23 protein-coding genes are annotated in these 24,574 nt (G+C 70.2%); 16 read left to right on the top strand and 7 right to left on the bottom strand.

Features of this window, described 5'->3' with window-relative positions; translation table 11 throughout:
* Positions 1–36 precede the first annotated feature (36 nt).
* Positions 37–858 carry a ribokinase gene (locus tag MB1_RS10820; RefSeq protein WP_218000225.1) on the bottom strand — a complete coding sequence of 274 codons (822 nt, stop codon included), beginning with the start codon at positions 856–858 and terminating at the stop codon, positions 37–39.
* Positions 859–1,061: 203 nt separating this feature from the next.
* Here MB1_RS10820 and MB1_RS10825 point away from each other — a divergent pair, with 203 nt between their 5' ends.
* From MB1_RS10825 to MB1_RS10855, 7 genes are all read left to right on the top strand, one after another.
* On the top strand, positions 1,062–2,459 hold the full coding sequence (locus MB1_RS10825; protein WP_084351443.1) for an MFS transporter: 1,398 nt from the start codon (positions 1,062–1,064) through the stop codon (positions 2,457–2,459).
* A complete protein-coding gene (locus MB1_RS10830) occupies positions 2,452–3,177 on the top strand; it encodes an SDR family NAD(P)-dependent oxidoreductase (protein ID WP_066906618.1) in 726 nt (241 codons plus the stop codon). Before MB1_RS10825 ends, MB1_RS10830 begins: the two co-directional genes overlap by 8 nt.
* 22 nt (positions 3,178–3,199) lie before the next feature.
* Positions 3,200–4,033 (top strand): IclR family transcriptional regulator, encoded by an 834-nt coding sequence (locus MB1_RS10835; RefSeq protein WP_066906621.1) that lies wholly within the window; start codon positions 3,200–3,202, stop codon positions 4,031–4,033.
* Positions 4,034–4,083: 50 nt separating this feature from the next.
* Positions 4,084–5,577 carry an FAD-dependent oxidoreductase gene (locus MB1_RS10840; RefSeq protein ID WP_066906623.1) on the top strand — a complete coding sequence of 498 codons (1,494 nt, stop codon included), beginning with the start codon at positions 4,084–4,086 and terminating at the stop codon, positions 5,575–5,577.
* A gap of 98 nt (positions 5,578–5,675) precedes the next feature.
* Positions 5,676–5,972: a YciI family protein gene (locus MB1_RS10845; RefSeq protein ID WP_066906625.1), complete on the top strand. Its 297-nt coding sequence runs from the start codon at positions 5,676–5,678 to the stop codon at positions 5,970–5,972.
* A 4-nt stretch (positions 5,973–5,976) separates the two neighbouring features.
* Positions 5,977–7,761, top strand: a complete 1,785-nt coding sequence (gene chcC2 / locus MB1_RS10850; RefSeq protein WP_084351448.1) for a 4-oxocyclohex-2-ene-1-carboxylate 5-dehydrogenase — start codon at positions 5,977–5,979, stop codon at positions 7,759–7,761.
* Positions 7,758–8,615: an SDR family NAD(P)-dependent oxidoreductase gene (locus MB1_RS10855; protein ID WP_066906627.1), complete on the top strand. Its 858-nt coding sequence runs from the start codon at positions 7,758–7,760 to the stop codon at positions 8,613–8,615. Before chcC2 ends, MB1_RS10855 begins: the two co-directional genes overlap by 4 nt.
* 57 nt (positions 8,616–8,672) lie before the next feature.
* On the opposite strand, the gene MB1_RS10860 is transcribed toward MB1_RS10855, so the two are convergent.
* Positions 8,673–9,563 (bottom strand): siderophore-interacting protein, encoded by an 891-nt coding sequence (locus MB1_RS10860; protein WP_066906629.1) that lies wholly within the window; start codon positions 9,561–9,563, stop codon positions 8,673–8,675.
* A gap of 114 nt (positions 9,564–9,677) precedes the next feature.
* Here MB1_RS10860 and MB1_RS10865 point away from each other — a divergent pair, with 114 nt between their 5' ends.
* Both MB1_RS10865 and MB1_RS10870 read left to right on the top strand, forming a co-directional pair.
* Positions 9,678–10,301, top strand: coding sequence for a TetR/AcrR family transcriptional regulator (locus MB1_RS10865; RefSeq protein WP_157084011.1), 624 nt, complete (start codon positions 9,678–9,680; stop codon positions 10,299–10,301).
* Between the two features lie 2 nt (positions 10,302–10,303).
* The gene (locus MB1_RS10870) at positions 10,304–11,998 is read left to right on the top strand and encodes an MDR family MFS transporter (RefSeq protein ID WP_066906633.1); all 1,695 of its coding nucleotides are present in this window, start codon (positions 10,304–10,306) and stop codon (positions 11,996–11,998) included.
* A 96-nt stretch (positions 11,999–12,094) separates the two neighbouring features.
* On the opposite strand, the gene MB1_RS10875 is transcribed toward MB1_RS10870, so the two are convergent.
* Positions 12,095–14,311, bottom strand: coding sequence for a thiamine pyrophosphate-dependent enzyme (locus MB1_RS10875; protein ID WP_066906635.1), 2,217 nt, complete (start codon positions 14,309–14,311; stop codon positions 12,095–12,097).
* A gap of 44 nt (positions 14,312–14,355) precedes the next feature.
* Entirely contained in the window at positions 14,356–15,531 is a 1,176-nt protein-coding gene (locus MB1_RS10880) for an NAD(P)/FAD-dependent oxidoreductase (RefSeq protein WP_066906637.1), read from the bottom strand.
* Positions 15,532–15,602: 71 nt separating this feature from the next.
* Here MB1_RS10880 and MB1_RS10885 point away from each other — a divergent pair, with 71 nt between their 5' ends.
* The 5 genes from MB1_RS10885 (at position 15,603) to MB1_RS10905 (ending at position 20,518) form a co-directional block, all read left to right on the top strand.
* Positions 15,603–16,295, top strand: a complete 693-nt coding sequence (locus MB1_RS10885) for a hypothetical protein (protein WP_169801639.1) — start codon at positions 15,603–15,605, stop codon at positions 16,293–16,295.
* Between the two features lie 127 nt (positions 16,296–16,422).
* Positions 16,423–17,667 carry a lipase family protein gene (locus MB1_RS10890; RefSeq protein WP_084351545.1) on the top strand — a complete coding sequence of 415 codons (1,245 nt, stop codon included), beginning with the start codon at positions 16,423–16,425 and terminating at the stop codon, positions 17,665–17,667.
* Between the two features lie 164 nt (positions 17,668–17,831).
* Positions 17,832–18,383 (top strand): flavin reductase family protein, encoded by a 552-nt coding sequence (locus MB1_RS10895; RefSeq protein ID WP_245650129.1) that lies wholly within the window; start codon positions 17,832–17,834, stop codon positions 18,381–18,383.
* A 54-nt stretch (positions 18,384–18,437) separates the two neighbouring features.
* Entirely contained in the window at positions 18,438–19,595 is a 1,158-nt protein-coding gene (locus MB1_RS10900; RefSeq protein WP_066906639.1) for an alkaline phosphatase family protein, read from the top strand.
* 32 nt (positions 19,596–19,627) lie between these two features.
* The gene (locus MB1_RS10905; protein WP_066906641.1) at positions 19,628–20,518 is read left to right on the top strand and encodes a 3-methyladenine DNA glycosylase; all 891 of its coding nucleotides are present in this window, start codon (positions 19,628–19,630) and stop codon (positions 20,516–20,518) included.
* A 39-nt stretch (positions 20,519–20,557) separates the two neighbouring features.
* On the opposite strand, the gene MB1_RS10910 is transcribed toward MB1_RS10905, so the two are convergent.
* The 3 genes from MB1_RS10910 to MB1_RS10920 all read right to left on the bottom strand — a co-directional run bounded on the left by MB1_RS10910 (position 20,558) and on the right by MB1_RS10920 (position 22,862).
* Positions 20,558–21,304, bottom strand: a complete 747-nt coding sequence (locus tag MB1_RS10910) for a methyltransferase domain-containing protein (protein ID WP_066906643.1) — start codon at positions 21,302–21,304, stop codon at positions 20,558–20,560.
* A gap of 3 nt (positions 21,305–21,307) precedes the next feature.
* On the bottom strand, positions 21,308–22,312 hold the full coding sequence (locus tag MB1_RS10915) for an MBL fold metallo-hydrolase (RefSeq protein ID WP_066906645.1): 1,005 nt from the start codon (positions 22,310–22,312) through the stop codon (positions 21,308–21,310).
* 79 nt (positions 22,313–22,391) lie between these two features.
* Positions 22,392–22,862, bottom strand: coding sequence for a hypothetical protein (locus tag MB1_RS10920; RefSeq protein WP_066906646.1), 471 nt, complete (start codon positions 22,860–22,862; stop codon positions 22,392–22,394).
* Between the two features lie 251 nt (positions 22,863–23,113).
* Between MB1_RS10920 and MB1_RS10925 the strand changes: the two genes are divergently transcribed.
* Together MB1_RS10925 and MB1_RS10930 are read left to right on the top strand one after the other, a co-directional pair.
* Positions 23,114–23,962, top strand: coding sequence for an HpcH/HpaI aldolase/citrate lyase family protein (locus tag MB1_RS10925; RefSeq protein WP_066906648.1), 849 nt, complete (start codon positions 23,114–23,116; stop codon positions 23,960–23,962).
* A gap of 187 nt (positions 23,963–24,149) precedes the next feature.
* Positions 24,150–24,554, top strand: coding sequence for a cupin domain-containing protein (locus MB1_RS10930; RefSeq protein ID WP_066906650.1), 405 nt, complete (start codon positions 24,150–24,152; stop codon positions 24,552–24,554).
* Positions 24,555–24,574: the final 20 nt, after the last annotated feature.

A 24,574-nucleotide genomic window follows, 5' to 3' on the forward strand; every position in this document is an offset into this window, starting at 1 on the left:
CCCGCTCGGTCACGGCCCTGTCCGGTCGGGCCGCGGCTATCCGCCGGCCGGCGGCTGCGCGCCGAGATGCCCGACGGTGCGACCGGCCGCCGCGGTCGCCGCCCGCATCGCGTCCTGCCGATCGGCGCCGGCCGCGAGCGCGGCGGCCAAGGCGCCGCAGAACGAATCGCCGGCGCCGGTGGAGTCGACGACCTCGACCGGTTCGGCGGGAACGTACAGATCGGCCCAGGTCGCGCCGCGGGCACCGAGGGTGGTCAATACCGATGGGGCGTCGAGCCCGGCGGCGGCCAGTTGCGCGGCCTCGTGCTCGTTGACGATCAGTGGATCGGCAATCGCGAGGACGTCCGCATCGACCGGGGCGAACGGGGCGAGGTTGAGCACCACCCGGGCGCCGGCGGCCGCCGCCCGACGTGCCGCCGCCGCGACCACCGGCAACGGAATCTCCAACTGCAGCAGCAGGATGTCCCCGGCGGTCAGACCGTCGACCGGCCCCAGATCCGCCTCGGAGACGGCATGATTGGCGCCCGGGATCACGACGATCGAGTTCTCGCCGCCGTCGTCTACCTGGATGATCGCGGTACCGGTCGGCTCGTCCGCGACCACCGCGATGTGCTCGACCCGCACGCCGTGCGCGGCCATCGCCGCAACGCTGCCGCGGCCGGCATCGTCGTCGCCGACCGCGCCGAGCATGTCGACCGCGGCGCCCGCCACCGCCGCGGCGACCGCCTGGTTGGCGCCCTTGCCGCCGGCGGAGCGATCCAGGCTGCGACCGATCACCGTCTCGCCGGGACCGGGTAGCCGCTCGACGCCGGCCCGCAGGTCCTGGTTGATCGATCCGACGACGAGGATGCGTCCCACCCCGAACCTCCCTGGTGTTGTGCGCGGCCCGTCCGACGCTACCGGGCGTCCGACCATCGCTCGCCGCCTTCCGGACACCGTGCGGCGACCCGTTTGCCGTTCATTGGCAAGATCACATCGAGCGAGTGATGATGATCCTCACACTCTGTGCACCATGAGGGCCGAGTCACAGTGGTCGGCCCACCGCACGAGGGAGTGATCGGATGACCATCGCGGACCCACCATTGCCCGAACGTCTCGAGCCCGAACGTCTCGAGCCCGAACGACTCGGCACCACATCCGGTACGGCCATCGCCACAGGGCCCGAGGGTTCGCGGCCGGCCGGCCGAAAGGCCGCCACCGCAGCCTTCCTCGGCAGCATGCTCGAGTACTACGACTTCGTCATCTACGGCGCGGCGGCGGCGCTGGTCTTCCCCACGCTCTTCTTCCCGGCCGAGAACCAGACCGTCGGTGTGGTCGCGGCCCTCGCCACCTTCGGTGTCGGCTATGTGGCGCGGCCACTCGGCGGCCTGGTGCTCGGCCACTACGGCGACCGCATCGGTCGCAAGCGGGTGCTGCTGTTCACCCTGGTGCTGATGGGCGTCTGCAGTATGGGCATCGGCTTCCTGCCGACCTACGAGCAGATCGGCCTGCTGGCCCCGGCGCTGCTGGTGGTGCTGCGCCTCGGGCAGGGCTTCTCCGCCGGCGGTGAGGCGGCGGGCGCCAGCACCCTGACGCTCGAGCATTCACCGGTCGGCAAGCGCGGCCTCTTCACCTCCTTCACCATGTCCGGCTGCCAGGCCGGCACCCTGCTGGCCACGCTGGTCTTCATCCCGGTCGCCGCGATGCCCGACGAATTCCTGATGAGCTGGGGATGGCGCATCCCGTTCTGGAGCAGCTTCGCGGTGATCGTGCTGGCCTACGTGGTGCGCTCGCGCCTCGACGAGACACCGGTCTTCCGCGAGGAGGTCGAACACGGCGAGGTCCCGAAGCTGCCGGTGGCCGAACTGATGCGCACCCAGTGGTCCGACGTGATCCGGGTGATGTTCGCGGCGATCTTCGCGATCTTCCAGACGGTGATCACGATCTTCGGTGTCACCTATGCGGTCTCGGAGGTCGGCATCGACCGCGCCGACATCCTGTGGGTGACGGTGATCGCAAACGTCGTGGCGGTGATGATGATCCCGCTCGCCGCGATGCTCTCCGACCGGATCGGCCGCCGACCGGTGTGGATCACCTCGGCGCTGGGCTGCTCGGTGCTGATCTTCCCGTACTTCTGGGCCATCTCGACCGGCAGTCTGCCGCTGATCTACACGATCGGTGCGCTGCTGCTGGGCTTCACGTACTCCGGCGTCAACGCGCTGTGGCCCGCCTACTTCTCCGAATTGTTCGCCGCCCCGGTGCGCTACTCCGGCTTCGCGGTCGGCAGCCAGTTCGGCTTCCTGCTCGCCGGCTTCGCCCCGTCGATCTGCTACCTGCTGGTCTCCGAGGGGCCTAACGGCTGGGTGCCGGTCGCGATCTTCGCCGCGGTCTGCGGAGTGGTCTCCGCGATCGCCGTCTTCACCGCCCGCGAGACCTACCGAGTGCCGCTGGCCGAGCTGGGACCGGTGCGACGTGGCTGATCGCACCCTGGTGATCACCGGTGGAGCCTCCGGGCTGGGGCGCGGCATCGCCGAAGCCGCCCTGGCCCGGGGCTGGGCGGTCGGACTGATCGACCGAGACGGCGACGCCGTCGAGACGGTCGCGTCCGAGATCGGCGCCAGCGCCGCGGCCGCGGACGTCACCCGGCCGGCCGAGCTGACCGCCGCCTTCGAACGGATCGTCGCGACCTACGGGCCGATCACCGGGTTGATCAACAGCGCCGGCCTCACCCGCCCGGCCCCGGCCGCGTCGATGAACCCGGACGACTGGCAGCTGGTGGTCGACGTCAACCTCAACGGCACCTTCTACGCCTGCCGGGCCGCCTTCCCGCATCTCGCCGAGAACGCCGCGGTGGTCAACATCGCGTCGATCGCCGCGACGCGTGGGCTGCCCGGCCGGGTCGCCTACTCGGCGGCCAAGGCCGGTGTGGTCGGGCTGACGCGGGCCCTGGCCGCCGAATGGGCCGAACACGGGATCCGGGTCAACGCGCTCGGCCCCTCGTGGGTCGACACCCCGCTGCTGCAGGGCATGATCCGCGACGGGATTCTGGAGGACGACTTCAACTCCCGCGTCCCGCTGGGTCGGATGTGTTCGATCGCCGATGTGGCCGAAAGTGCGCTGCATCTGCTCTCGCCCGGAGCGCTGTTCATCACGGGCCAGACGATCTACATCGACGGCGGATATCTCTGGTCCGGCTAGAACACGACTAGGAGCAGGTGGCATGGCACATTCGCCCTCGGGTGAATCCCTGATCGAACGGGTGGTCCGCATCCTCGAGTCCTTCGACGCGCACTCGCCGGTGCTGACGATCTCCGAGATCGCCCGCCGCGCCGATCTGCCCGTCACAACCGCACATCGACTGGTCACCGACCTGCTCGATATCCGGTTGCTCGAACGCACGGGAGACCGCGGGATCCACGTCGGGGTGCGACTGTGGGAGTTGTCGGCGCGCGCGTCCGGAGTCATACGCCTGCGCGACGTCGCGTTGCCGTTCATGGAGGACCTGCACGCGGTGGTCCGACAGCACACCCAACTCGGCGTCCTCGACGGCGACGAGGTGCTCAGCATCGAGCGGCTCTCGACGCCGGGGTCGATCATCAACGCCACCCACGTGGCGGGTCGGCTCCCGGTGCACGCCTGTTCCGCGGGCCTGGTGCTGTTGGCCTACTCCGCGGAGGAACGCCGCGAGGAGCTGCTGGCGCAGCCGCTCGAGCGCTATACCGCCAGGACGATTGTCGATCCGACCAAGCTGCGGGCCATCTTCGCCGACATCCGTGCGCGCGGCCACTTCGTCGCCGATCGGATGACGATTCCCGATGCCATCGGCGCGGCGGCGCCGGTCTTCGACGCGAACGGGCAGATCGCCGCGGCGTTGACCATCGTGCTGCCGTCCGATGCCGAACGGGTGGTCGGGCACGTCCCGGCGTTGATGACCGCCGCGCGCGGGATCTCCCGCAGTCTCGGCGGCAGCGCATCGCTGATGGATTCCGCGCAGCCGGCAAGCGATCCCCGGTTCTTTGCCGTTCAACGGAATAAGCGCCGTTCCAAACACTGACCCTCGGGCACAGTGATCCACGTAACAGTCGCACCGAGCGGAGGAGAACCGTGGATATCGAAACCCAGTACGACTATGACGTAATCGTCGTTGGCGGTGGGGGTTCCGGACTCGCCGCCGCCGTCTCCGCCGCCGAGTCCGGCGCCCGGGTGCTGGTCCTGGAGAAGGGCGAGGAGCTGATCGGCAGCACCGGACGCTCGGTGGGCTCGATCGCCGCCTCCGGCACCCCGGATCAGCGGCGTATCGGGATTGTCGACGACGCCGACAGCCACCTCGCCGACTACCGCGTCCTGTCCGGACCGCTGGCCGACACCGAAAGCGCAGACCTGGCAAGGGTATTGACCCACAACGTCACCGATACGCTCGCCTGGTTGCGGTCGATGGGGATGGAGTTCTTCGGCCCGGTCGGTGAGCCGCCGCACTCGGCGCCGCGACTACACAACATCCTGCCCGGCTCCCGCTCCTACATTCACCACCTCGCCCGGCGGGCCCGCGATCTGGGCATCGACATCGAACTGCGCACCGGCGTATCGCGTCTGGTCGTCGTCGACGGCGGTCGCGTCGCCGGCGTCGAGGCCGCGGTCGACGGCGGCACGGTCACCTACCGCGCCGGCCGCGGCATCATCCTGGCCACCGGCGACTTCTCGGCGAGCACCGACCTCAAGGCGCGCTGGATCAACGATCGGGTGGCGAGCTTCCTTCCGGTCAACCCGCACGCCGAGGGCGACGCCCAGCGGATGGGCATCGACCTGGGCGCCCGGGTCCTGAACGCCGAGGTCTTCGACGTGCCGAGTATGCGGCTCGCCCCGCCGCCGTCCGAAGGCATCTACGGTCTGCTGCAGAAGGTTCCGCCGCGCCGCGCCCTGACCCGCACGATCCGCTGGGGTCTGCGGCATCTGCCGGATCGGGTGATCCGTTCGCTGATGATGGGCTTCGTCACCACCTACCTGTCGCCGCGCGAGCAGCTCTTCACCGACGGTGCGCTGCTGGTCGACGGGGACGGCGCGCTGCGCTCGAATACCGACGAGAACATCAACCTGGTGGTCGCCGAGCTCGGCGCGACCGGCGGCTACCTGATCGGTGACCGGGAGCTCTACGAGAAGTACTCGGCCGCACCGCACTACGTGGCGACCGCGCCCGGCGTCGCGTTCGCGTATATGGACGACTTCCGGCGCTCACGGCGGGACGTCTTCACCGAAGCCGCCACGATCGACGAGCTCGCCCGCGGGATCGGGGTCTCCCCCGAACGGCTCGCCGCGTCGGTCGCCGAGGCCGGAACCTGCCGCGTCGGACCGTACTTCGCGTTGGGCCCGATCCGCGCCTACCTATTGCAGACCAACGGCGGGCTCGCCGTCTCGACCGACCTCGAGGTCCTCGACGGGGCGGGCGCCCCGATCCCCGGCCTCTACGCCGTCGGCAATGCCGGCCAGGGCGGGCTGGCCCTCTTCGGCCACGGCCACCACCTGGGCTGGGCGTTCACCTCCGGGCGCCTCGCCGGTAGGCACGCCGCACACGCGCAGACGCACGCCGCCTCGGCCGTCTGAGTTTCACCTCTTCACATCCGTTGTGCCACCGGTCTATTCAACCTGCGGCCGCCACGAGTTTCGATCGTCACAACCCTCCGAACACGAAGGACATCACCATGGCTGTATTCGCGATCACCTATGTCTACGCCGACGGCAGCGAGAGCGGACGCAATGAGCACCGACCGGGCCACAAGGAGCACATCTCGGCGCTGGCCGACCGCGGCTCGGTGCTGATGTCGGGGCCCTGGGGTGCCGACGAGACCCCCGGCGCGCTGATCCTGGTGCGGGCCGACTCGAAGCAGGACGCCCTGGCGCTCACCGACGCCGACCCCTTCCGGCTCAACGCACTCGTCGCGGACGTCACCGCCACCGAGTGGGTTCCGATGCTCGGCCGGCTCGCGAGCGAGGTGTGATCCGATGGTGACCTTCAACACCGATGTGCTGGTGGTCGGGTCCGGCTCGGCCGGTATGGCCGCCGCGATCGCCGCTGGCGCGCAGGGGCATTCCGTGCTGGTCGTCGAGAAGGACGAATACCTCGGCGGGACCAGCGCGATCTCCGGCGGCTGGCTGTGGGTACCGGGCAATGCGCCCGGGATCGCGGACGGCGACACCCGCGCCGACGCCGAAGCCTATATCCGGGCGCTCGCGGGCGAGTCCTACGACGCCGCGGCGGTCGCGACCTTCCTCGACACCGTCCCGGAGGCTATGGACTTCTTCGAACGGCGCACCGACGTCGAGTTCGTCTATCCGGAGGCGGCCCCCGACTACCGGATGGAAGCCCCCGGCGCCCGGCGCGGCGGCCGGGCGGTGACCGTGCGACGGGCCGACGCGCGGATCCTCGGTGAGGATCGACTGCGGCTGCGCCCGTACCTGTACAGCTTCACCGTCTTCGGCTACATGCCGGAGATCGGCAAGGAACTGTCGACCTTCCTCGACGTCAACCGGTCGGTGCGGGCGACCGGCTACGTCGCGCGGGCGCTGCTGCGCACCTGGTACGAGACGCTGCGTCATCGGCGCGCTTTCACCCGGACCAATGGCAACGCCCTGATGACCGGGCTGGTGGCGACCGCGCGGCGGATGGGCATCCCGATGTGGACGTCGAGCCCGGTGACCGAGCTGTTGACCGACGCCGACGGCGCGGTGATCGGTGCCCGGGTCGGCGGCAGCAAGCCCGGCGTGATCGAGGCTCGGCTCGGAGTGGTACTGGCCGCGGGCGGATTCGGCGGCGATCCCGCGGTCCGCCGGCGCGTCTTCGCCCACGACCGCGCCGAGGACGACCACGTCACCCCGACGGTCGGCCAGGACGGCGACAGCTATCGCCTCGGCACGGCGGTCGGGGCGGACTTCACCACCCGCCCGCACCAGCCGGCGTCGTGGGCCCCGGTGACCCACTTCCGCACCCTGCGGGGCAAGCGGCGCGTCTTCCCGCATCTGCGGGCCTTCGGGCTGCCGGGCCTGATCGCGGTCAACCGGCACGGCAAGCGGTTCGCGAACGAGTCGCTGTCGTACCACGACTTCGGTACCGCCCTGATCGCCGACAACGCCGACGAGAACGGCACCTACGGGTACATCATCGCCGACCGGAAGGCCATGCGCCGCTACGGGATCGGGTACGCCAAGCCGTGGCCGCTGCCCACCTGGTACTACCGTCGGGTCGGCTATCTGACCGCCGCACCGACCGTCGCCGAGTTGGCCGGAAAGATCGGACTGCCCGCGGAGGCTTTGCAGACGACGCTCGACGAGTTCAACGCCGACGCCGAGCGCGGGGTCGACTCGCGCTTCGCCCGCGGCTCGACGTGGTTCCACCACTTCAAGGGCGATCCGAAGCACACGCCGAACCCCAATCTCGCCCCGTTGGACACCGGCCCCTACTACGCGGTGCGCATCGGCGTCGGCGATCTGGGCACCTACGCCGGCCTCTCCGTCGACGCGGACGGCCGGGTCCTCGACGCCGCGGGCGCCACGATCCGGGGTCTGCACGCGGTGGGCACCGCCGCGGTCAGCGTCTTCGGCGGGGCCTACCCCGGATACGGCGCGAACATCGGCCCGGGCATGGTCCTGGGCTACCTGGTCGGGCGGGATATCGCTACCGGGACAAGCGCATCCGGAGACACGTCCGTCCGCGATACCTCCACCGACACCGAATCACCCGCCGCGGTCACGTCGATCACCGAGGCGGCACGAAGGAGCAGGGCATCATGACCATCGAACAGACCGTCACCGTCGACACCGATCCCCGCGCGGGTCGCGACTGGCTGGGCCTGCGGGACCGGGTCGCGGTGGTCACCGGCGCCGGCAGCGGTATCGGCGCCGCGATCGCCATGGAGTTCGCCGCCTGCGGTGCGCACGTCGTGGCCCTGGACGTGCACGTCGCGGGCGCCGTCGAGGTGGCCGATCGGGCCGCCGGTCTCGGCGTCGAGACCCTCGGCGTCGGCGCGGACATCACCGATCCCGATGCGGTCAACGCCGCCGCGCAGCAGGCGCTCGAGCGGTTCGGCCGGATCGACGTGCTGGTCAACAACGCCGGGATCATGCTGCCGGGTGAGCTGGCCGCGATCGACCTGGCGGACTGGCAGCGGGTCTTCGACGTCAACGTCACCGGATATCTGTTGTGCGCGCGGGCCTTCGGCGCCGATATGCGGGCCCGCGGCAGCGGATCGATCGTGCACATCGCGTCGATCTCCGCGTCGAATCCGCAGTCCTCGTCCGGCGCCTACTCGCCGAGCAAGGCCGCGGTGTCGATGCTGTCCCAGACCCTGGCGGTCGAATGGGGTCCGGCCGGGGTGCGCTCGAACGTGCTCTCCCCCGGTATGACCCGCACCCCGTTGACCGAGAGCTTCTACACCCAGCCCGGGGTGACCGAACGGCGCAGCGCCGTCGTGCCGATCGGCCGGGTGGGGACGCCGCAGGATCTGGCGAACGCCGCGATGTGGTTGGCCGGCGATCGGGCCGGCTACGTCACCGGCCAGGACATTCAGGTCGACGGCGGCTTCTGTCGGACCCTGATGAACCACGTCCCGCGACCGGGTTACGAGGCCGCACCGACCGCGGACTGATCGGCACCGCGCCGATCACCTGCCGGGCGCCGACTCCACGGCGCCCGGCGGATTCCGCTAGAGCCCGGCCTTCTCCAGCGCCGCCTCGTAGAGATCGGCGGCCTCCTGCGCGCTGTTCCCGGCGGCCAGCGCGTCTTGATATACCTGTACCAATTCCGGCCGCTTGGCCTCGAAATCCTTGGTCCACTGGTCGGCGTTCTGCCGCCAGTAGCCGACGATCGTGTAGCGGTCGCGCGTCCAGCCCAGCGATCGCAGATGCTTCTTCGCCGCGCGGATATCAGCGGCCTCCCCCGCGAACCAGCAATAGGTGTCGTCGTCCAGCTCGACATGCGTCAACGCCTCGGACAGGCGCGTCGGGGTCACCCCATTTCCCGAACCGATCACCTCGACGATCTCCAGGTTGGGATGCTCGGGCAGATACGACAGGTCGCGCCGGTCGAGGATCTCGACGATCGCGGTGATCCGGGTGGCCGGGTCGGTCCCTTCGACGATCCGCGCCAGCGCCGGCAATGCCGCGAGATCACCGGCGAGCACGTGCCGAACCGTTGTGGTTGGTGCGTACCAGGAACGCGGTCCGGCCATCAGCAGCCGCCATCCCGGCTCCGCGGCCCGGAACCATTCGATCGCCGGACCGTGCCCGTGTTCGGCGATGTCGACCACCATCTCGCGGGTGTCCGGATCGTAGGAGCGAACGGTGAAGTTGCGGTGCCCGATGCCGCGATCCTCGTCGGTGATTTCCCAGCCGTCCGTCGCCTCCGGGTCGTCGCTGGTGCGAGCCTGCAAGGGCGTGCCGTCGGGTGAGTGATAGAACGCGATCGACTCGTCGCCCGGCTCGATCGGCAGATAGCCGGCCGCGGTGCCGTCCCCGATCTCGAATCGCAGGCGCAGCAGATGCGTGCCCACCCGTTCGCGGCCGACAAAAGTTCCGACGAAATTCTCCCAGCGCATTAGCCCATCCTAACCTCACTTGTCGCCGGCGCCGGGGGCTCCATCCGCCGACGCGGGTCCGCCGCGCCCGCATCGTTGTTGCACTATCGGTTCGAAAGTGCCATTCTGCACTATGTGACTGATAGTGCAGATCTGCTGCGATTGCGCCCCCGCCGGGATACGGCCGGGTTGCTGATCGCCGCGGCGCGGGAGTGGACCGCCGAGCGCGGCCTGGCCGGCTTCACCGTCGACGAGCTGTGCGAGCACGTCGGCGTGTCGCGGCGCACCTTCTTCAACCACTTCGCGAAGAAGGAACACGCGGTACTGGGCATCCGCATCAAGGACGAGGCACACGACGCCGTCATCGAGGCCTTCCTGACCTCCACCGGCCCGCTCGTCGAAGCCCTGGTCGACCTGGCGATCGCCCGCTGGACGGTCTTCGGCTTCTCCGCCGCCTCGCACCTCGAGATGATTCGCGTCACCAAGCGCGAGCCCCAGTTGACGGCCTCGATGTTCGAGTTCGCCCGAGAGGCGGAGGCCCGCGATGTCGAACTGGCCGCCCGCCGCGAGGGTGTTCCCGCGGACGACCCGTACGTGGCGACGGCGGTCCACCTCGTCCTGGCCCTGATGCGCCAATCCGGTCACACGATGCTCACCCTCGGCGGCGACAGCGACGTCACCTACGCCCAACTCCTGCGCGAGCGGCTCGACATCGCCCGCGCCGTCTTCTCCACGTCCCCCGCTTCCGAACGGAACTGAACATGTCCGCACCCACCACCGCGGAGCCGCTGGTCCTCACCCAGCGCCGCATCTGGATCATCTTCGGCGCGCTGGTCGCCGGGATGTTGCTGTCGAGCCTCGACCAGACGATCGTCAGCACGGCGATGCCGACGATCGTCGGCGATCTCGGCGGCGTCGAGCACCAGGCCTGGATCACCACGGCCTACCTGCTGGCGACGACGATCGTCATGCCGATCTACGGCAAATTCGGTGACGTCCTCGGCCGACGACGGCTCTTCCTCTTCGCGATCGCGATCTTCACCCTCGCCTCGATCGGGTGCGCCTTCGCCGACGACTTCTGGACCTTCGTGATCTTCCGCGCCCTGCAGGGTGCCGGTGGCGGCGGGCTGATGATCCTGTCGCAGGCGATCATCGCCGACATCGTCCCGGCGTCGGAGCGCGGCAAGTACCTCGGCCCGCTCGGTGGCATCTTCGGTCTCTCGGCGATCGCCGGACCGCTGCTCGGCGGCTACTTCGTCGACCACCTGACCTGGCATTGGGCGTTCTACATCAACATCCCGGTCGGCATCGCGGCCTTCGCGATCGCCTGGTTCACCCTGACGCTGCCGAGCAAGAAGGCCACCAAGCCGCTCGACATCCTCGGCGTGCTGTTCCTGTCCGCGGCGACGACCTGCCTGATCATGTTCGCGGACTTCGGCGGCGACGCCGGCCACGGCTGGAGCTCGACGACGACCTGGGCCTGGGGTGTCGGACTGATCATCGCGGTCGCGGCGTTCATCTTCACCGAATCGCGCGTCGCCGACCCGGTGATCCCACTGTCTCTGTTCCGCAACCCGATCTTCGTCAACGCCACCGCCATCGGCCTGGCGATCGGCCTGGGCATGTTCGCCTCGATCAGCTTCATCCCGACGTTCCTGCAGATGTCGACCGGTACGTCGGCGGCGGAATCGGGTCTGTTGATGGTGCCGATGATGGTCGGCCTGCTCGGTACGGCGGTCGCCTCGGGTCTGGCGATCACCCGCACCGGCAAGTACAAGATCTTCCCGATCATGGGCACCCTGTTGACCGCGATCGTGATGGCGGTGATGACCACCCTGACCGCGTCAACCCCGGTCTGGCTGATCATGGTGTACCTGTTCTTCTTCGGCGCCGGGCTCGGCCTGGTGATGCAGGTGGTCGTCCTGGTGGTGCAGAACGCGGTCCCGGCGACCGAGATCGGTACGGCGACCAGTACGAACAACTACTTCCGCGAGGTCGGCGCGACGCTCGGCGTGGCGATCTTCGGCACGATCTTCACCAACCGGCTGTCCGAGAACCTCACCTCGGTGTTCGCCAACTCGGGCAGCACCGCGGAGGAGGCCGCCAATGCGACCGCCACGCTCGACCCGCAGACCCTCGCGCAGCTGCCCGAGGCGGTGCGGGACGGGATCGTCGCCGCCTATGCGGACGCCCTGGCCCCGGTGTTCTGGTACCTGCTGCCGTTCCTGGTGCTCGCGTTCGTCCTGGCGCTCTTCCTGCGGCAGGTAAAGCTGTCCGATGTGGCGGGCATGGTCGCCCGCGGCGAGGCGGTCGACGGCGTCCACGTCACCGACGACGGGCGGACCACCGTGACCACCGCCGAACCCATCTCCGGTACCTCGGCGAGCACCGCGGCCGGCTCGGTGATCACCGCGGAGCCCATCGCCGGGGACGGCGACACGGATAGCCGGACCTGACCCTGGGCGCTGTGCAACCATCTTCCGCACAGCGCTGCCGAGGAGATTATCGACGCGGTGGCCCGCTCCGGGGAATCCTCGGCGCGGGCCACCGTCTCATCGGCCCGGCACCATCCGCCGGGCCGCCGCGATGACGTCGTCCTCGGAGATCAACACCTCGAGGGCGGCGTCGCCGAGCGGGATGAAGCTGTCGCGCGCGGAGATCCGCGCCATTCGCCCCTCGAAGTCGGCTTCGACCAGTCCGGTGATCACCGCCTGGCCCACGCCGCCGGAATGTCGGGTCTCGTCGACGACGAGTACCTTCCCGACCGCGTTCGCCTCCCGCAGGACGTCGTCGATCGGCAGCGGCGCGAGCCACCGCAGGTCGACGACGCGGGCGTCGATGCCGTGCTCGGCGCGCAGGCGCTCGGCGGCGCGCAGGCTCATCGGCACACCGTTGGCGAAGGTGACGAGCACCAGGTCCTCGCCCGAGCCGTGGGTGCGGGCGGTGCCGATCGTGCCGTCGACCGCCCCCTCGGCGGCGCCGGACAGCCAGCCACCGTCGCCCTCCCGGTGCAGGTCACGGGTGTGGTAGAGCGCGATCGGCTCGAGCTGAATGCAGAAAGCCCCGGTGCGGGCGGCCGCGTCCGCGCAGGCGGTGAGCATCGCGGCGGCGTCGTCGGGATGGGCCGGCGAGGCGATGATCACGCCGGGGATGTCCATCAGCGCGGCGACCGAGTTGTCGTTGTGGAAGTGGCCGCCGAAGCCCTTCTGATAGGCGTACCCGGCGATGCGCACGATCGCCGGGTTGCGGTAGCGCCGGTCGGAGAAGAACTGCAGCGTCGCACCCTCGCCGCGGATCTGGTCGAGCGCGTTGTGCACGTAGGCGAGGTACTGGATCTCCGGGATCGGCAGCAGACCGGACACCCCGGCGCCGAGGGCGAGCCCGAGGATCGCCTGCTCGTCGAGCAGGGTGTCGAAGACCTTGGCCCGCCCGTTGGCCTTCTGCAGGCCCCGGGTCACCCCGTAGACGCCGCCCTTGCGCGCGACATCCTCGCCGAAGAGGATCGCGCCGGGGTGGTCGGCCAGGATCGTGCCGAGGGTGCGGTTGATCGTCTGCGCCAAGGTAGACGGTTCGGCCGGGGAGCTATCGCCGGGAGGGTTGTCGGCGGGGTGGGCATCGGCGGACGCGGCGATCGCGTCGTCGAGCGCCGCGGTCAGGGGGGCGAGCACCGCGTCGGCGCTGTCGAGCTGCGGCAATTCGGCGACCTCCTTGGCCAGGCCGAGCACCCGACTGCGGCACGCCTCGTACCGGTCGACGATCTCGTCGGCGTCGCAGACCCCGGACTCGATCAACAGGCGGGCGGTCGCCAGGACGGGGTCGCGGTCGTAGTCGGCGCCGATCTCGCGCGGGGTGCGGTAGGCGGACTCGACATCGGAGCCGGCGTGGCCCATCAGCCGCACGGTGCGCAGGTGCAGGAAGGCGGGGGCGCGGCGGGTGCGCGCCCACTGCGCCGCCGCGGTCGCGGCCTCGTGGACGGCGACCGGATCGGTGCCGTCGGCGGTCACATAGTGCAGCCCGGGGCGCGCCCCGTAGGCGGCGGCGATCCAGCCGTCCGGGGTGCGGGTGCTGATACCGATCCCGTTGTCCTCGCAGACGAAGAGGATCGGCATCGGCATCCCCTGGTAGGCGCTGTGCAGCGCGGTGTTGATCGCGCCGACGGCGGTCGAGTGGTTCGCCGAGGCGTCGCCGAAGCTGCAGACCGCGATCGCGTCGGTCGGCCAGGGCCCGTCGACGCCGAGCTTGCCGGCGCGCACGATCGAGAACGCGACACCGACCGCCCGCGGCAGATGCGAGGCGATCGTCGAGGTCTGCGGAACGACGGCGAGGTCGTGCCGGCCGAAGACCTTGTGCCGGCCGCCGGAGATCGGTTCCTCGGTCGCGGCGACCACCCCGAGCAGCACATCGCGTTCCGCGTCGCGGTCGGACGCGACCTGCGCGGCGCGGGCGAGGAAGAAGCCGCCGGACCGGTAGTGCAGCAGCGCGGGGTCGGTGGGCCGCAGCGCCGCGGCGACCCAGGCATTGCTCTCGTGGCCCGACGAGCCGATCGTGTAGTAGCCGATACCGTCGCCGCGCAGGGCGCGGGCGGCCAGGTCGAGGTGTCGACTGCCCAGTTGGGCGTCGAAGACGTTCAGAGCCTCCGCGACGGTCAGGTCCGAACCGGCCACGATCGAGGCGTCCGGACCGGAGGGCCCGGACCCCGACTCCGACGTCGGCGGCCGCTGCACCTGTCGTACCGCGCTGATGAAGTAGTCGTCGATCGGTTCGGCCATGCGTCCCAGCTTTCCACGACACCCGGCGCGAACCGGCCGCGCGGTCAGACGATGTTGACCTCGCCGGCGGCGACCACCCGATCGAAGCGGCCCAGTCGAAAGTCCTCGATGTCGTAGGTCGGTGTGCGGTCGAGCACCAGGTCCCGGACGATCTCCCCGGTGGCCGGTCCCATCAGGAAGCCGTGGCCGGAGTAGCCGGTGGCGATGAACAATCCGTCGACGACGGTCGACCGGTCGATGATCTGGTTGGCGTCCGGGGTGACCTCGTAGAGACCCGCCCAGCCGGTCCGGATGCCCTGCTCGAGCAGGATCGGCACCCGCACCCCGGCGATCGGGGCGACCCCGGCCAGCCACCCCTCGAGGTCGAAGCGCCGGTTGAAGCCGACCGGCTCATCCGGGTCCGACCAGCCGAACAGCAATCCCCCGCCCTCCGGATGGAAGTAGAAGGTCGACGGAAAGTCGATCGTCAACGACGGCGACACCGGCGGCAGGTCCGGGATCGGTTCGGTGAAGGCGATCTGTCGCCGGACCGGCTGTACGGGAATCGGAACGCCGACCATGTCGCCGATCGCCGCGGACCAGGCGCCGGCCGCGCAGACCACCCGGGAGGTGCGGATGGCGCCGTCGGGCGTGCGCACCTCGGTGATCGTCCCGCCGGAACTGGCGATGTCGGTCACCTCGCAGTGCCGGATGATCCGGGCGCCGTGCCGCCGGGCCGCCGACGCGTAGCCCTGGACCACCGACTCCGGGGTGGCCTTGCCGTCCGCGGGCGACCAGGAGGCGGCCAACAGCCCGTCGGTGGCGATCAGCGGGGAGAGCCGCTGCGCCTCGGCCGGGTCGACCATGCGGCTGGGTACCCCACAGCTGTTCTGCACCGCGACGCTCTCGGTGAAGACGCCGACGTCGTCCGCGTCCGACAGCAGGTAGAGGTAGCCGTCGCGACGGAAGTCGATCGGCTGCCCGTAGAGCTCCTCGAAGCGGGAGTAGATCTCCAGGCCGCGCAGGCCGAGCGCGATATTGGCGGGATTGCTGAACGTCGCGCGCACCCCGCCGGCGGCCCGACTGGTCGACCCGGCCGCCAGCTCGTCCCGTTCGAGCAGGACGACGTCCGGTACACCGGCGCTCGCCAGGTGATAGGCGATGCTGGTGCCGATGACACCACCGCCGATCACCACCACCTCGGCCCGTTCGGGAAGCTCTCGTATCGGTGCGGCAGACATATCAGCGACGGTAGTACCGGTGGGCGATTCGGGCGGCTCGAGCGCCACGGGGTGCGCTTAGACTCGGCACCATGGCCGATGACCAGGTAGCCGGCGGGCCGTCCGAACCGGCCGCCGCACCGACACCGCTGCAGAAGTCCACACCACCGGCCGCACCGGCCGCCGAGATCGCACCCGGGCCGTCCGCCCCGGTCGAGACCACCCCCGGGGCACCGGTCGACCCTGCTCGCCTCGCCGAGGGGCCGGCGCAACCGACCTTCCGCGATCGCCTCGATCACTGGATGAAGCGCGGCATCGCGGTACTGATCACCGCGATCGTCGCGGTGATCGTCTACTTCCTGCTCGCGGCCTTCCTCCCCCGCTGGTGGGCGGGCTGGATCGGCTCGATGGTCGGCGGCTCCTTCGGCCGCGGTATCGGCACCGGCCTGACGATCGGCCTGCTGTGCACCCTGGTGCCGCTGCTGCTGATCGGCTTCGCCTTCCTCAGCCGCGGGCGCCTCAAGAACATCCCGGCGCTGACGCTCTGCGGCCTCGGCGTCCTGGTCTCGATCCCCAACCTGCTGACCCTCGGTGTGGTGCTCGGCACCAACAACGCCTCGCACGCCGGGCAGCGGATCCTCGACGTCGACGCGCCGGGCTTCCGGGCCGCATCCCTGTGGGGCGCGATCTTCGGTGTGCTGATCGCACTGTTCGTCGGATGGTTCGTCTGGGGCTACCGCCGTCGCGGTAAGAAGGTCAAGGAGTACCAGGCACACGGCGGCTGAGCGACACGTCGGTCCGGCGGAGCGGGCCATCGGGATAAACGGGACGGTCACAAGGTATACAGGATTGGGACCGAACGTATATCCAATCGGAACGTGACCGTTTCCGATGAAGCCGCTCGGAGGAACGATGCGGGCACGTAGGGCGACGCGCGGCAATCGCGGTACCGCCGTCGCGTTGCTGCTGCTGGTCCTGACCGGTGCCGCGATCACCGCGGGCACGGACCTCGCCGTCACCGAACCCACCTTCACCGTCGCCTCCGATGTCGGCGCCGTCGACCCCGCCACCGATCCGACCCCGCCGACCGACAGCGTCGACGCGCAGACCGCGGACGCGGACGTACCGGGAAAGCTCCTGTCGTGGGAAGCCGTGCAGTGGGGCGGCCTCGATCGCGTCGAGCGAATCGTCTACCGCACCCGCGGCCCGGATGGCCTGCCGACCACCGCTTCGGCGCTGGTGCGCCTCCCCGCGGGGGCGGCCGAGGTGGCGACCCTGCCGATCGTCGCCTGGACCCACGGCACCTCGGGGATGGGCCAGAACTGCGGGCTGCTCGGCACGGCCGGCCTGGCGAACGGCAACGCCCCGATCGTCGCCCGCTTCTCCGACGCCGGCTACGCGGTGGTGATCCCCGACTACCTGGGGCTGAGCCCCGACTCCCCCGGCCCGCATCCCTATCTGCACCGGCAGACCGAGGCGACCGCCACGATCGATGCCGTCCGCGCGGCCCGGGCCCGATACGACGTCCTGTCGAGCACATGGATGGTCGCCGGCCACTCGCAGGGTGGGCATGCGGCCCTGTCCACCGGCAACCTCGCGCCGACGTACGCGCCCGAACTCGACCTGCGCGGGATCGTCGCGCTCGCCCCGACGTCCAACGTCGAGAGCGTCTACGCGCTCGCCGCGCCGCAGATGCCGAGCCTGCCGTTCTTCCCGCGGCGCAATTTCGCGGCGGTACTCAACTCGGTGCGCACCACTCATCCGCAGCTCGACGTGAACTCCTACCTCTCCCCGGTCGGTCGGGATCTGGTCGACCGGGTGGCGACCGCCTGCTACGGGCAGTGGCCGGACATCATCGGCAATCGGTCGCCGGGAGAGCTGCTGTCCCGACCGCTCGGCACCCCCGAGTTCGAGACCGCGTTGCGCGAACACCTGGCCGTTCCGACCGCCGACTACCGCGATCCGATCCTGATCGTGCACGGCAGCGGCGATCGCACGGTCCCGCTGTGGCTGACCGAGAAGCTGATCGGCGAGTTCGCCGCGGCGGGCACCCCGTACGAGTTGCGGGTGCTCGACGCCCAGCACGGCGACCTCGCCGTGCGCGGCGGCATCGACCTGGCTCTGGATTTTGCCGGGCGCGTGCTGCCCCCGGTCTGAGCCGGCCCGACCCGCCCGAGGCGGTAGCCGGATTTGTCCGAGACCACCACCACAGGATCAGGCTGCGGCGAACCCCCGATCCGGAGACATCCGGCGGTTACCGTGGATGAGGTCACATCCGACGACGCCACCGGTCGTCGGGTTCGGGAAAAGGGGTTTCGGTGATGGTGAAGGCATCCGACGATGCGACGCTCGAGGGTTCGATGGCGGCGGCACCCGCCGTCGACGCGCGCACGATGCGCGACGTGCTCGGCCACTTCGCCACCGGCGTGGTGGCGATCACCGCCGTCGGCGAGGACGGATCGACGCCGGTCGGATTGGCCGCCAACTCGTTCACCTCGGTATCGCTCGATCCCCCGCTGGTGGCCTTCTGCGTCGCCCTCACCAGCACCTCGTGGCCGCGGGTGCGCCCGGCCGAGCGGTTCGCGATCAACGTGCTCTCCGACGGCCAGGCCGACGTCAGCCGCCGGCTCGCCGTCCGCGGGCCCGACAAGTTCGACGGGATCGACTGGACGCCGTCGCCGTCCGGCGCCCCGGTGATCGACAACTGTTTGGCCTGGATGGAAGCCGACCTCTACGCCGAACACGTCGCCGGCGATCACACGATCGTCGTCGCGCGGCTGCACCACCTGCACGCCAACGACCTCGAGCCGCTGCTCTTCTTCCGCGGTCGCTACGGCCGGGTCGACCTGACCTCGAGCCTGCTCGGCGACTGATCCCGCGACTGCGGACCCGGCCGGTGCGGCCGGTGCGGCCGGCAAGCTGACCCTATGACCGATTCGGCCGCACTCCCGGACCTGCCCCGCCTCCCCGACGATCCACACCTCGCCGACGTGGTGCCGAGCATCCTGGCGGCGATGGGGGTGCCGGATACCGAACGGCGCATCGAGGTGCCCGACCACGTCACCGGCGCCTGCATCCTGCTGATCGACGGACTCGGCGCGGAACAACTCGACGAGTTCGCCGACGACGCCCCGGTCCTGACCGCGCTGCGACGTGGCCGCGTCCAGGTCGGCTATCCCTCGACCACCGCGGCCGGAATCTCCGCGGTCGGCACCGGCCGCCGATCGGGTGAACACGGCATGGTGGGCTACACCTTCCGCCCGGCGGAGGACGCGCGGGTGCTCAACGCGCTGCGCTGGTGCCGCCACCCCGACGGCGAGGATCTGCGTACCGAACTGCCGCCCGAGCGGTTGCAGCCGCTGCCGACCACCTTCGAACGCGCGGCCGCCGCGGGCATCGACGTCAGCGTGATCAACTACGCCCGGTTCGCCGGGTCGGGGCTGAGCCGGTCGGTGCTGCGCGGCAGCACCTACGTCGGCGTCCACGCGGCGGGCGATCTGATCGCCGGGGTCCGCCGCTCGCTGGCCGACGGCGGTTTCTGCTACGGCTACCACAGCGATCTGGACACGATCGGGCATCTCTACGGGCCGGGATCGCAGCCCTGGCGCATGCAGCTGCGCCAGGTCGACCGCCTGGTCGAGTCGGTGGTCGAGGACCTGCCCGCCGGTCGACTGGTCGCGGTGGTCTCCGATCACGGCATGGTGCGCACCGACCCGGAGCGGACGATCGACATGGACGGCGACCCGCGGTTGACCGCCGGGCTCGACGCGGTCGCCGGCGAGGCGCGGGCGCGCCATCTGTACACCACCGAGGGTGCTCTCGCCGATGTGGTCGCGGCCTGGCGGGAGGTCCTCGGCGAGTTGGCCTTCGTGGTCGAGCGGGACGAGGCGATCGCCGCCGGGTGGTTCGGGGATACCGTCCGCGACGCGGTACGTCCACGCATCGGCGATGTCGTCGTCGCGGCGCGCGGCCGGTCCGCCGTCATGCGCCGTACCGCCGAACCGCACGAGTCGGCGCTGCCGGGCCATCACGGCTCGTTCACCTCGGCGGAGCTGTACGTGCCGCTGGTGCTCGCCGGGGTATAGAGCGACCGAGGCGGGCCGGTACCGTCGCAGGGGTGGAGGTCGAGATCCTGGAGGCGGCGCGATGGCGCGCGGCGGTGCGGGCGCACGAGGCCCGGATGGCGCCGGCGATCGAGCCGTACCTGGAGCGCCGCCGGACCGGGGCGACCCACCCCGTGGACGACTTCCTGTTCTCCTATTACTCGTTTCGCCCGGCGCAGTTGCGTCGGTGGCATCCCGGGTACGGGATCGCGCTCGCCGACGCCGACGAGTACGCCGAGGTCAAGGGATACGAGGTCGACGGCGGTGTCGCCCGCGTTTCCGTCGCCATGCTCGACGCCCGGCGGGGTCTGCTCGCCGATATCCGGCGGCTGCTGATCGCGACGCTGCAGCGGCCCGCCCAGTTCGGCTGCTTCGGGATGCACGAATGGGCGATGGTCTATCGGCTCGACCCGTCGGATACCCGGCATGCGTCGTGGCCGCTGCGCCTCGGCCACGACGGCACCGATCGGGTGGTCGAGACCCACCGGATCGCCTGCTCGCACTACGACGCGTTCCGCTTCTTCACCCCGCCGGCCCGCTCGTTGAATCTGCTCCAGCCGCAGCGCGACGATCGGCCGGACTTCGAACAGCCGGGCTGCCTGCACGCGGGGATGGATCTGTACAAGCACGCCTTCCGGCTCGCGCCCCTGGTCGACTCGGAGCTGATCGCCGACTGCTTCGACCTCGCCCGCGATATCCGCGAGCTCGATATGCGCGCGTCCCCCTACGACCTGAGCGCTCTGGGATACGAGCCGGTGGCGGTGGAAACCCCGGAGGGAAAGGCCCGCTACGCGCACTGCCAGCGCGAGTTCGCGCAGCGCGCCCAGCCGCTGCGCGAGCGGTTGATCGAACGGGTCGATCGGCTGCTCACCGCGTCCGCGCCGGTCGAGGCCGGCCGGCGGTAACCGAGGCGGGTCCCGGTCGCGCCGTCAGAGGTAGCGCCGTCACAGGTCGACGACCACCAGGCGGTAGCCGGCGTCGTAGTCGTCGAGGTCCAGCAGATCGGCATACCGCCGGCGCCATCGGCCGCTGTCGATGTCGTCGCGCAGCCGGTCGAGTCCCTCGACGGTCGTTCCCGGGTCGGTGCGCGCGAACATCGACATCCCGGCCCGCACCTCGGGATCGAGGTAGGCGTCGGGACGTCGCCAATAGGCCGCCCCGAAGCCGTCGGTGCAGTCGTGCGGAATCAGGACCGTTTCCACCCGGCCGCCGAGGGCCGTCGTAATCCGATCGAGCGGGACGGCGTAGCCGCGGTCGGTGCGGGCCGCGGCCCGCACGTAGTCCCGGACCAGCCAGAACGTTTCGTAGACGTCGGCGTCCCAGGTCATGATCACCACCCGGCGCCGAGCGATGCGCCGCAGTTCGGCCAGGCCGCTCTCGAGATCGGGCCAGTGGTGGATCGTCAGGACGGCGAGGGCGGCGTCGACCGCCGCATCCGCGATCGGGAGCGCCTCGGCCACCCCGAGCACGGCGGGCGCGGCCGTCGCGGCGCGCTGCGCGGTCATCACCCGGCTCGGGTCGACCGCGATTCGCGTGGTGATCGGCTCGTACGAACCGGTTCCCGCGCCGACGTTGGCCACCGACCGCATCCCGGACAGTGCCGCATCGATCTGCGCAGCGATCCGCGGATCGGGCCGTCGGGTGACGCCGTAGCCGCGACCGAACCTGTCGTAGCCGCCGCTACCGGTCACCGGTCAGCAGACGCGGACGAATACCGCCGGATCGCTGCCGCCGACGCGGGCGACGTCGCAGCAGGCGACCAGATGCCGCAGATGGGCGGACGCCTCCGACAGGGCGAGCATCCGGCCCATCGGCGACATCTCCTTCCACGGCTTGTACCAGGTCATCCGCTTGGTGACCTGCCAGAGCGTCAGGTGGTCCTCGCCGAAGGCGTCGACCATGTCCGACAGCCGTTCCTCGTGGTGTTCGATCACCTCGCCCGCCCGGCCGGCGACGCAGTCGATCGGCAGACCGTGTGAGCCGAGCCCGCGAATGCCCGTCGAGGTCCCGACGCGCTGCAGGGATTCGATGAATTCGGCCAGGACGTCGTGCTTCTCGAGCGGGAAAATGAAGGAGCCGACGTGCGGAGTGGTCTTCTGCAGGACGTGATCGCCGGTGAACATGATGTCGTTGTCCACCAGCTGGAAACAGACGTGACCGGGGCTGTGACCGGGGGTGAAGACCGTGCGCAGGGAACGGCCCGCCAGCGGGATCTCCTGGCCGTCGACCAGGACCCGGTCGGGGGCGGACCGCGCGGTGGTCGGCGGATCGTGCGGGGCGGCCTCGAAGGCGGCGAGTTCCTTGGCGGAGGCGCCGGCGCGGGCCAGGTTCTTCAACTCCCCGGCCAGCCAGTTCTCGTCCCGCGGCTCGACCATCTGCTCGAACATCGGGATATCGGCCTCGTGCATCGCGATCCAGGCCCCGGATTCCTCCCGGATCCGGCCGCAGAGGCCGGTGTGATCGGGGTGGAAGTGGGTCAAGACGACGCCCTCGACATCGGTGATCGAGTGTCCGACCGCCCGCAGCCCCGAGGTCAACCCCTCCCAGGCGTTCTCGTCGTCCCAACCGGCGTCGACGAGGATCAGACCGCCAGGTGATTCCACGGCGTAGACCAGGGTGTGTCCGAGCGGGTTGTCGGTGATCGGGACGGGAATCCGAAGGATTCCGTTGCCGATCGGCGCCGCGTCCGTGTCCTGCATCAGGACAATGTAACTCTCCGGCCGAACCCGGACGAAAGGTGTTGCCAACCGGTTGCCGAAACGTTCCCGGAGGGGGTGATCAGTCGTGCGGCGCGCGCTCCCGCGGCTGGGTCGACCGGCGTGCGATCGCCTCGCCCACACCGACGCAGGCGGACCGGATCATCCGGCCGTAGGCGTCGTCCCCGAGGTCGTCGAGCCCGATCCGGGCGCGGTCGAGATGGTCGGCGGCCGCGGCGAAGGCGCCGAGGCGGCGCAGCGCGTCCGCGAGGTTGAGATGTAGGGAGGCGCGGAACCCGGCGGGCCGCAGGCTGTGGTGATAGCGGGCGGCTCGTTCGCCGGTGAGCGCCTCGACCGCATCGAGCGCGCGCACGTCCCAGACCAGTTCCTCGGCCGGGTGGTCCATCAGGTCGGCGAGATAGTGCGCGAGGGTGAACCGGTGGAGGGCATCGTCGGCGCGGGCGACCGCCTCCCATTCCCGCTCGAGCGCGGCCCGCGCGCCGGCCCGGTCGCCGTCCCGGCCGGCGGCCACGGCGGCGGTGATGCGATCCATGACCGGGTCGGATACAGGGGTCGGGTCGAATACAGGGGTCGGGTCGGACACGGGGGTCTGCTGCGGCACGTGATCTCCTTCGGTGGGGGCGATGGCCTCCACCGTCGGGGTTGCGGTAACCCGAAGGTCAGCCCCGGCCGGTACCGAACCTCGAATGTTCACCCTCGAACCGCCCGGTTGAGCCACCGGAGACGGCTCGGAACCCTATCGTCGAGGGCACGAGCGATCCCGGAGTTGGAGCGGAGGACCCGATGACGTCGACGATCCCCTATACGCACGCCCGGTCGTGGTTGCTCGTCTCCGCGGCTCGACCCGAGAAGTTCCTCCCGGCGGTCGAGGGGCCGGCCGACGCGGTCCTGCTCGACCTCGAGGACGGGGTGGTCCCCGCGGCGAAGGCCGCCGCCCGCGAAGCGGTTGTCGCCTTCCTCGGCGACGCCGACGACGCCGGGGAGCACGGCCGCGCCTGGGTGCGGATCAACGATACGAGTACGCCCTACTGGGCCGACGACCTCGCCGCGCTCGACGGTCTGCCCGGCTTGGCCGGAATCATGTTGGCCAAGAGCGAATCCGGCAGCCAGGTGGACGACACCTCCAAACGCCTGCGGGCGGGTGTGCCGATCATCCCGCTGATCGAGTCCTCGCGGGGTATCGAATTCGCCTTCGAGACCGCCTCCGCCGACGCGGTGGTGCGCCTCGCCTTCGGGAGCGGCGACTTCCGGCGCGATACCGGTGCCGGCGCGAACGCCGCCGCATTGGCTTATGCGCGAGGCAGATTGGTGGTCGCGGCCGGCGCCGCGAACCGCGCCGGCCCGATCGACGGACCGACGCCGAGCTCCGACAGTTCGGTCCTCGCAGCCGATCTCGCGGTCGCCCGGACGATGGGCCTGTCCGGCAAGCTCTCGCTGCGCGCCACCCAATGCCCCGACATCAACCGCGCCTTCAGCCCCGCCCGCGACGACATCGCGTGGGCGACGGATGTCATTGCGACACTGGGGATCGACGGCGAGCACGTCCGCGACGGCAGCGATCTGCCACGGCTGGCGCGGGCCCGGCGCATCCGTGCCCTCGCCGACGTTTTCGGTGAGGATTCGACCGACTAGGACCCGCCCCCGACGGTCGCTCGACGCGACCGTTTCCGCAGGATCGGCCGGTGTCGGCCGACCGGAGTGTCCACTACCGATAAACAACGATTCACGATAATAAACACGCATGTCACACCTCTGTAACGCACGATTGGTGGACTGAATTCGTCAGCGTTTTCGCACCTCGTAAGCCATCGGAGGAATCATGACGACCAGCCCCACCACCCCCGGGACCGAAGCCGCCACCCCGACGCCGTTCCGGGTGACCGCCGAGGCCTGGAAGGACCTGCCCAAGATGCCGGATGCGGAGTACCCCGGCACCGACGGATATATCGGCGACGTCTACGTCAATCCGGACGGCAGCACCATGTGCTCGGGCTTCTTCGAACTGCGCCACACCGACCCGGCCCTGGTCTACGAGTACACCTACGACGAGATGAAGGTCGTCCTCGAGGGCGAGTTCCTGCTCGAGAACATCGACACCGGCCAGAAGACCGTCGCCAAGGCCAAGGACGCGATCTTCTTCCCGAAGGGTTCGCGCATCGCGTTCACCACGCCGTCCTATGCGCTCGCCTTCTACACCGGTGACCGCAACGGCGACTCGCTCTGAGCCGACCGGATTCCGCCGAT

The sequence above is a fragment of the Millisia brevis NBRC 105863 genome (assembly GCF_001552615.1).
GTDB lineage: Bacteria > Actinomycetota > Actinomycetes > Mycobacteriales > Mycobacteriaceae > Millisia > Millisia brevis.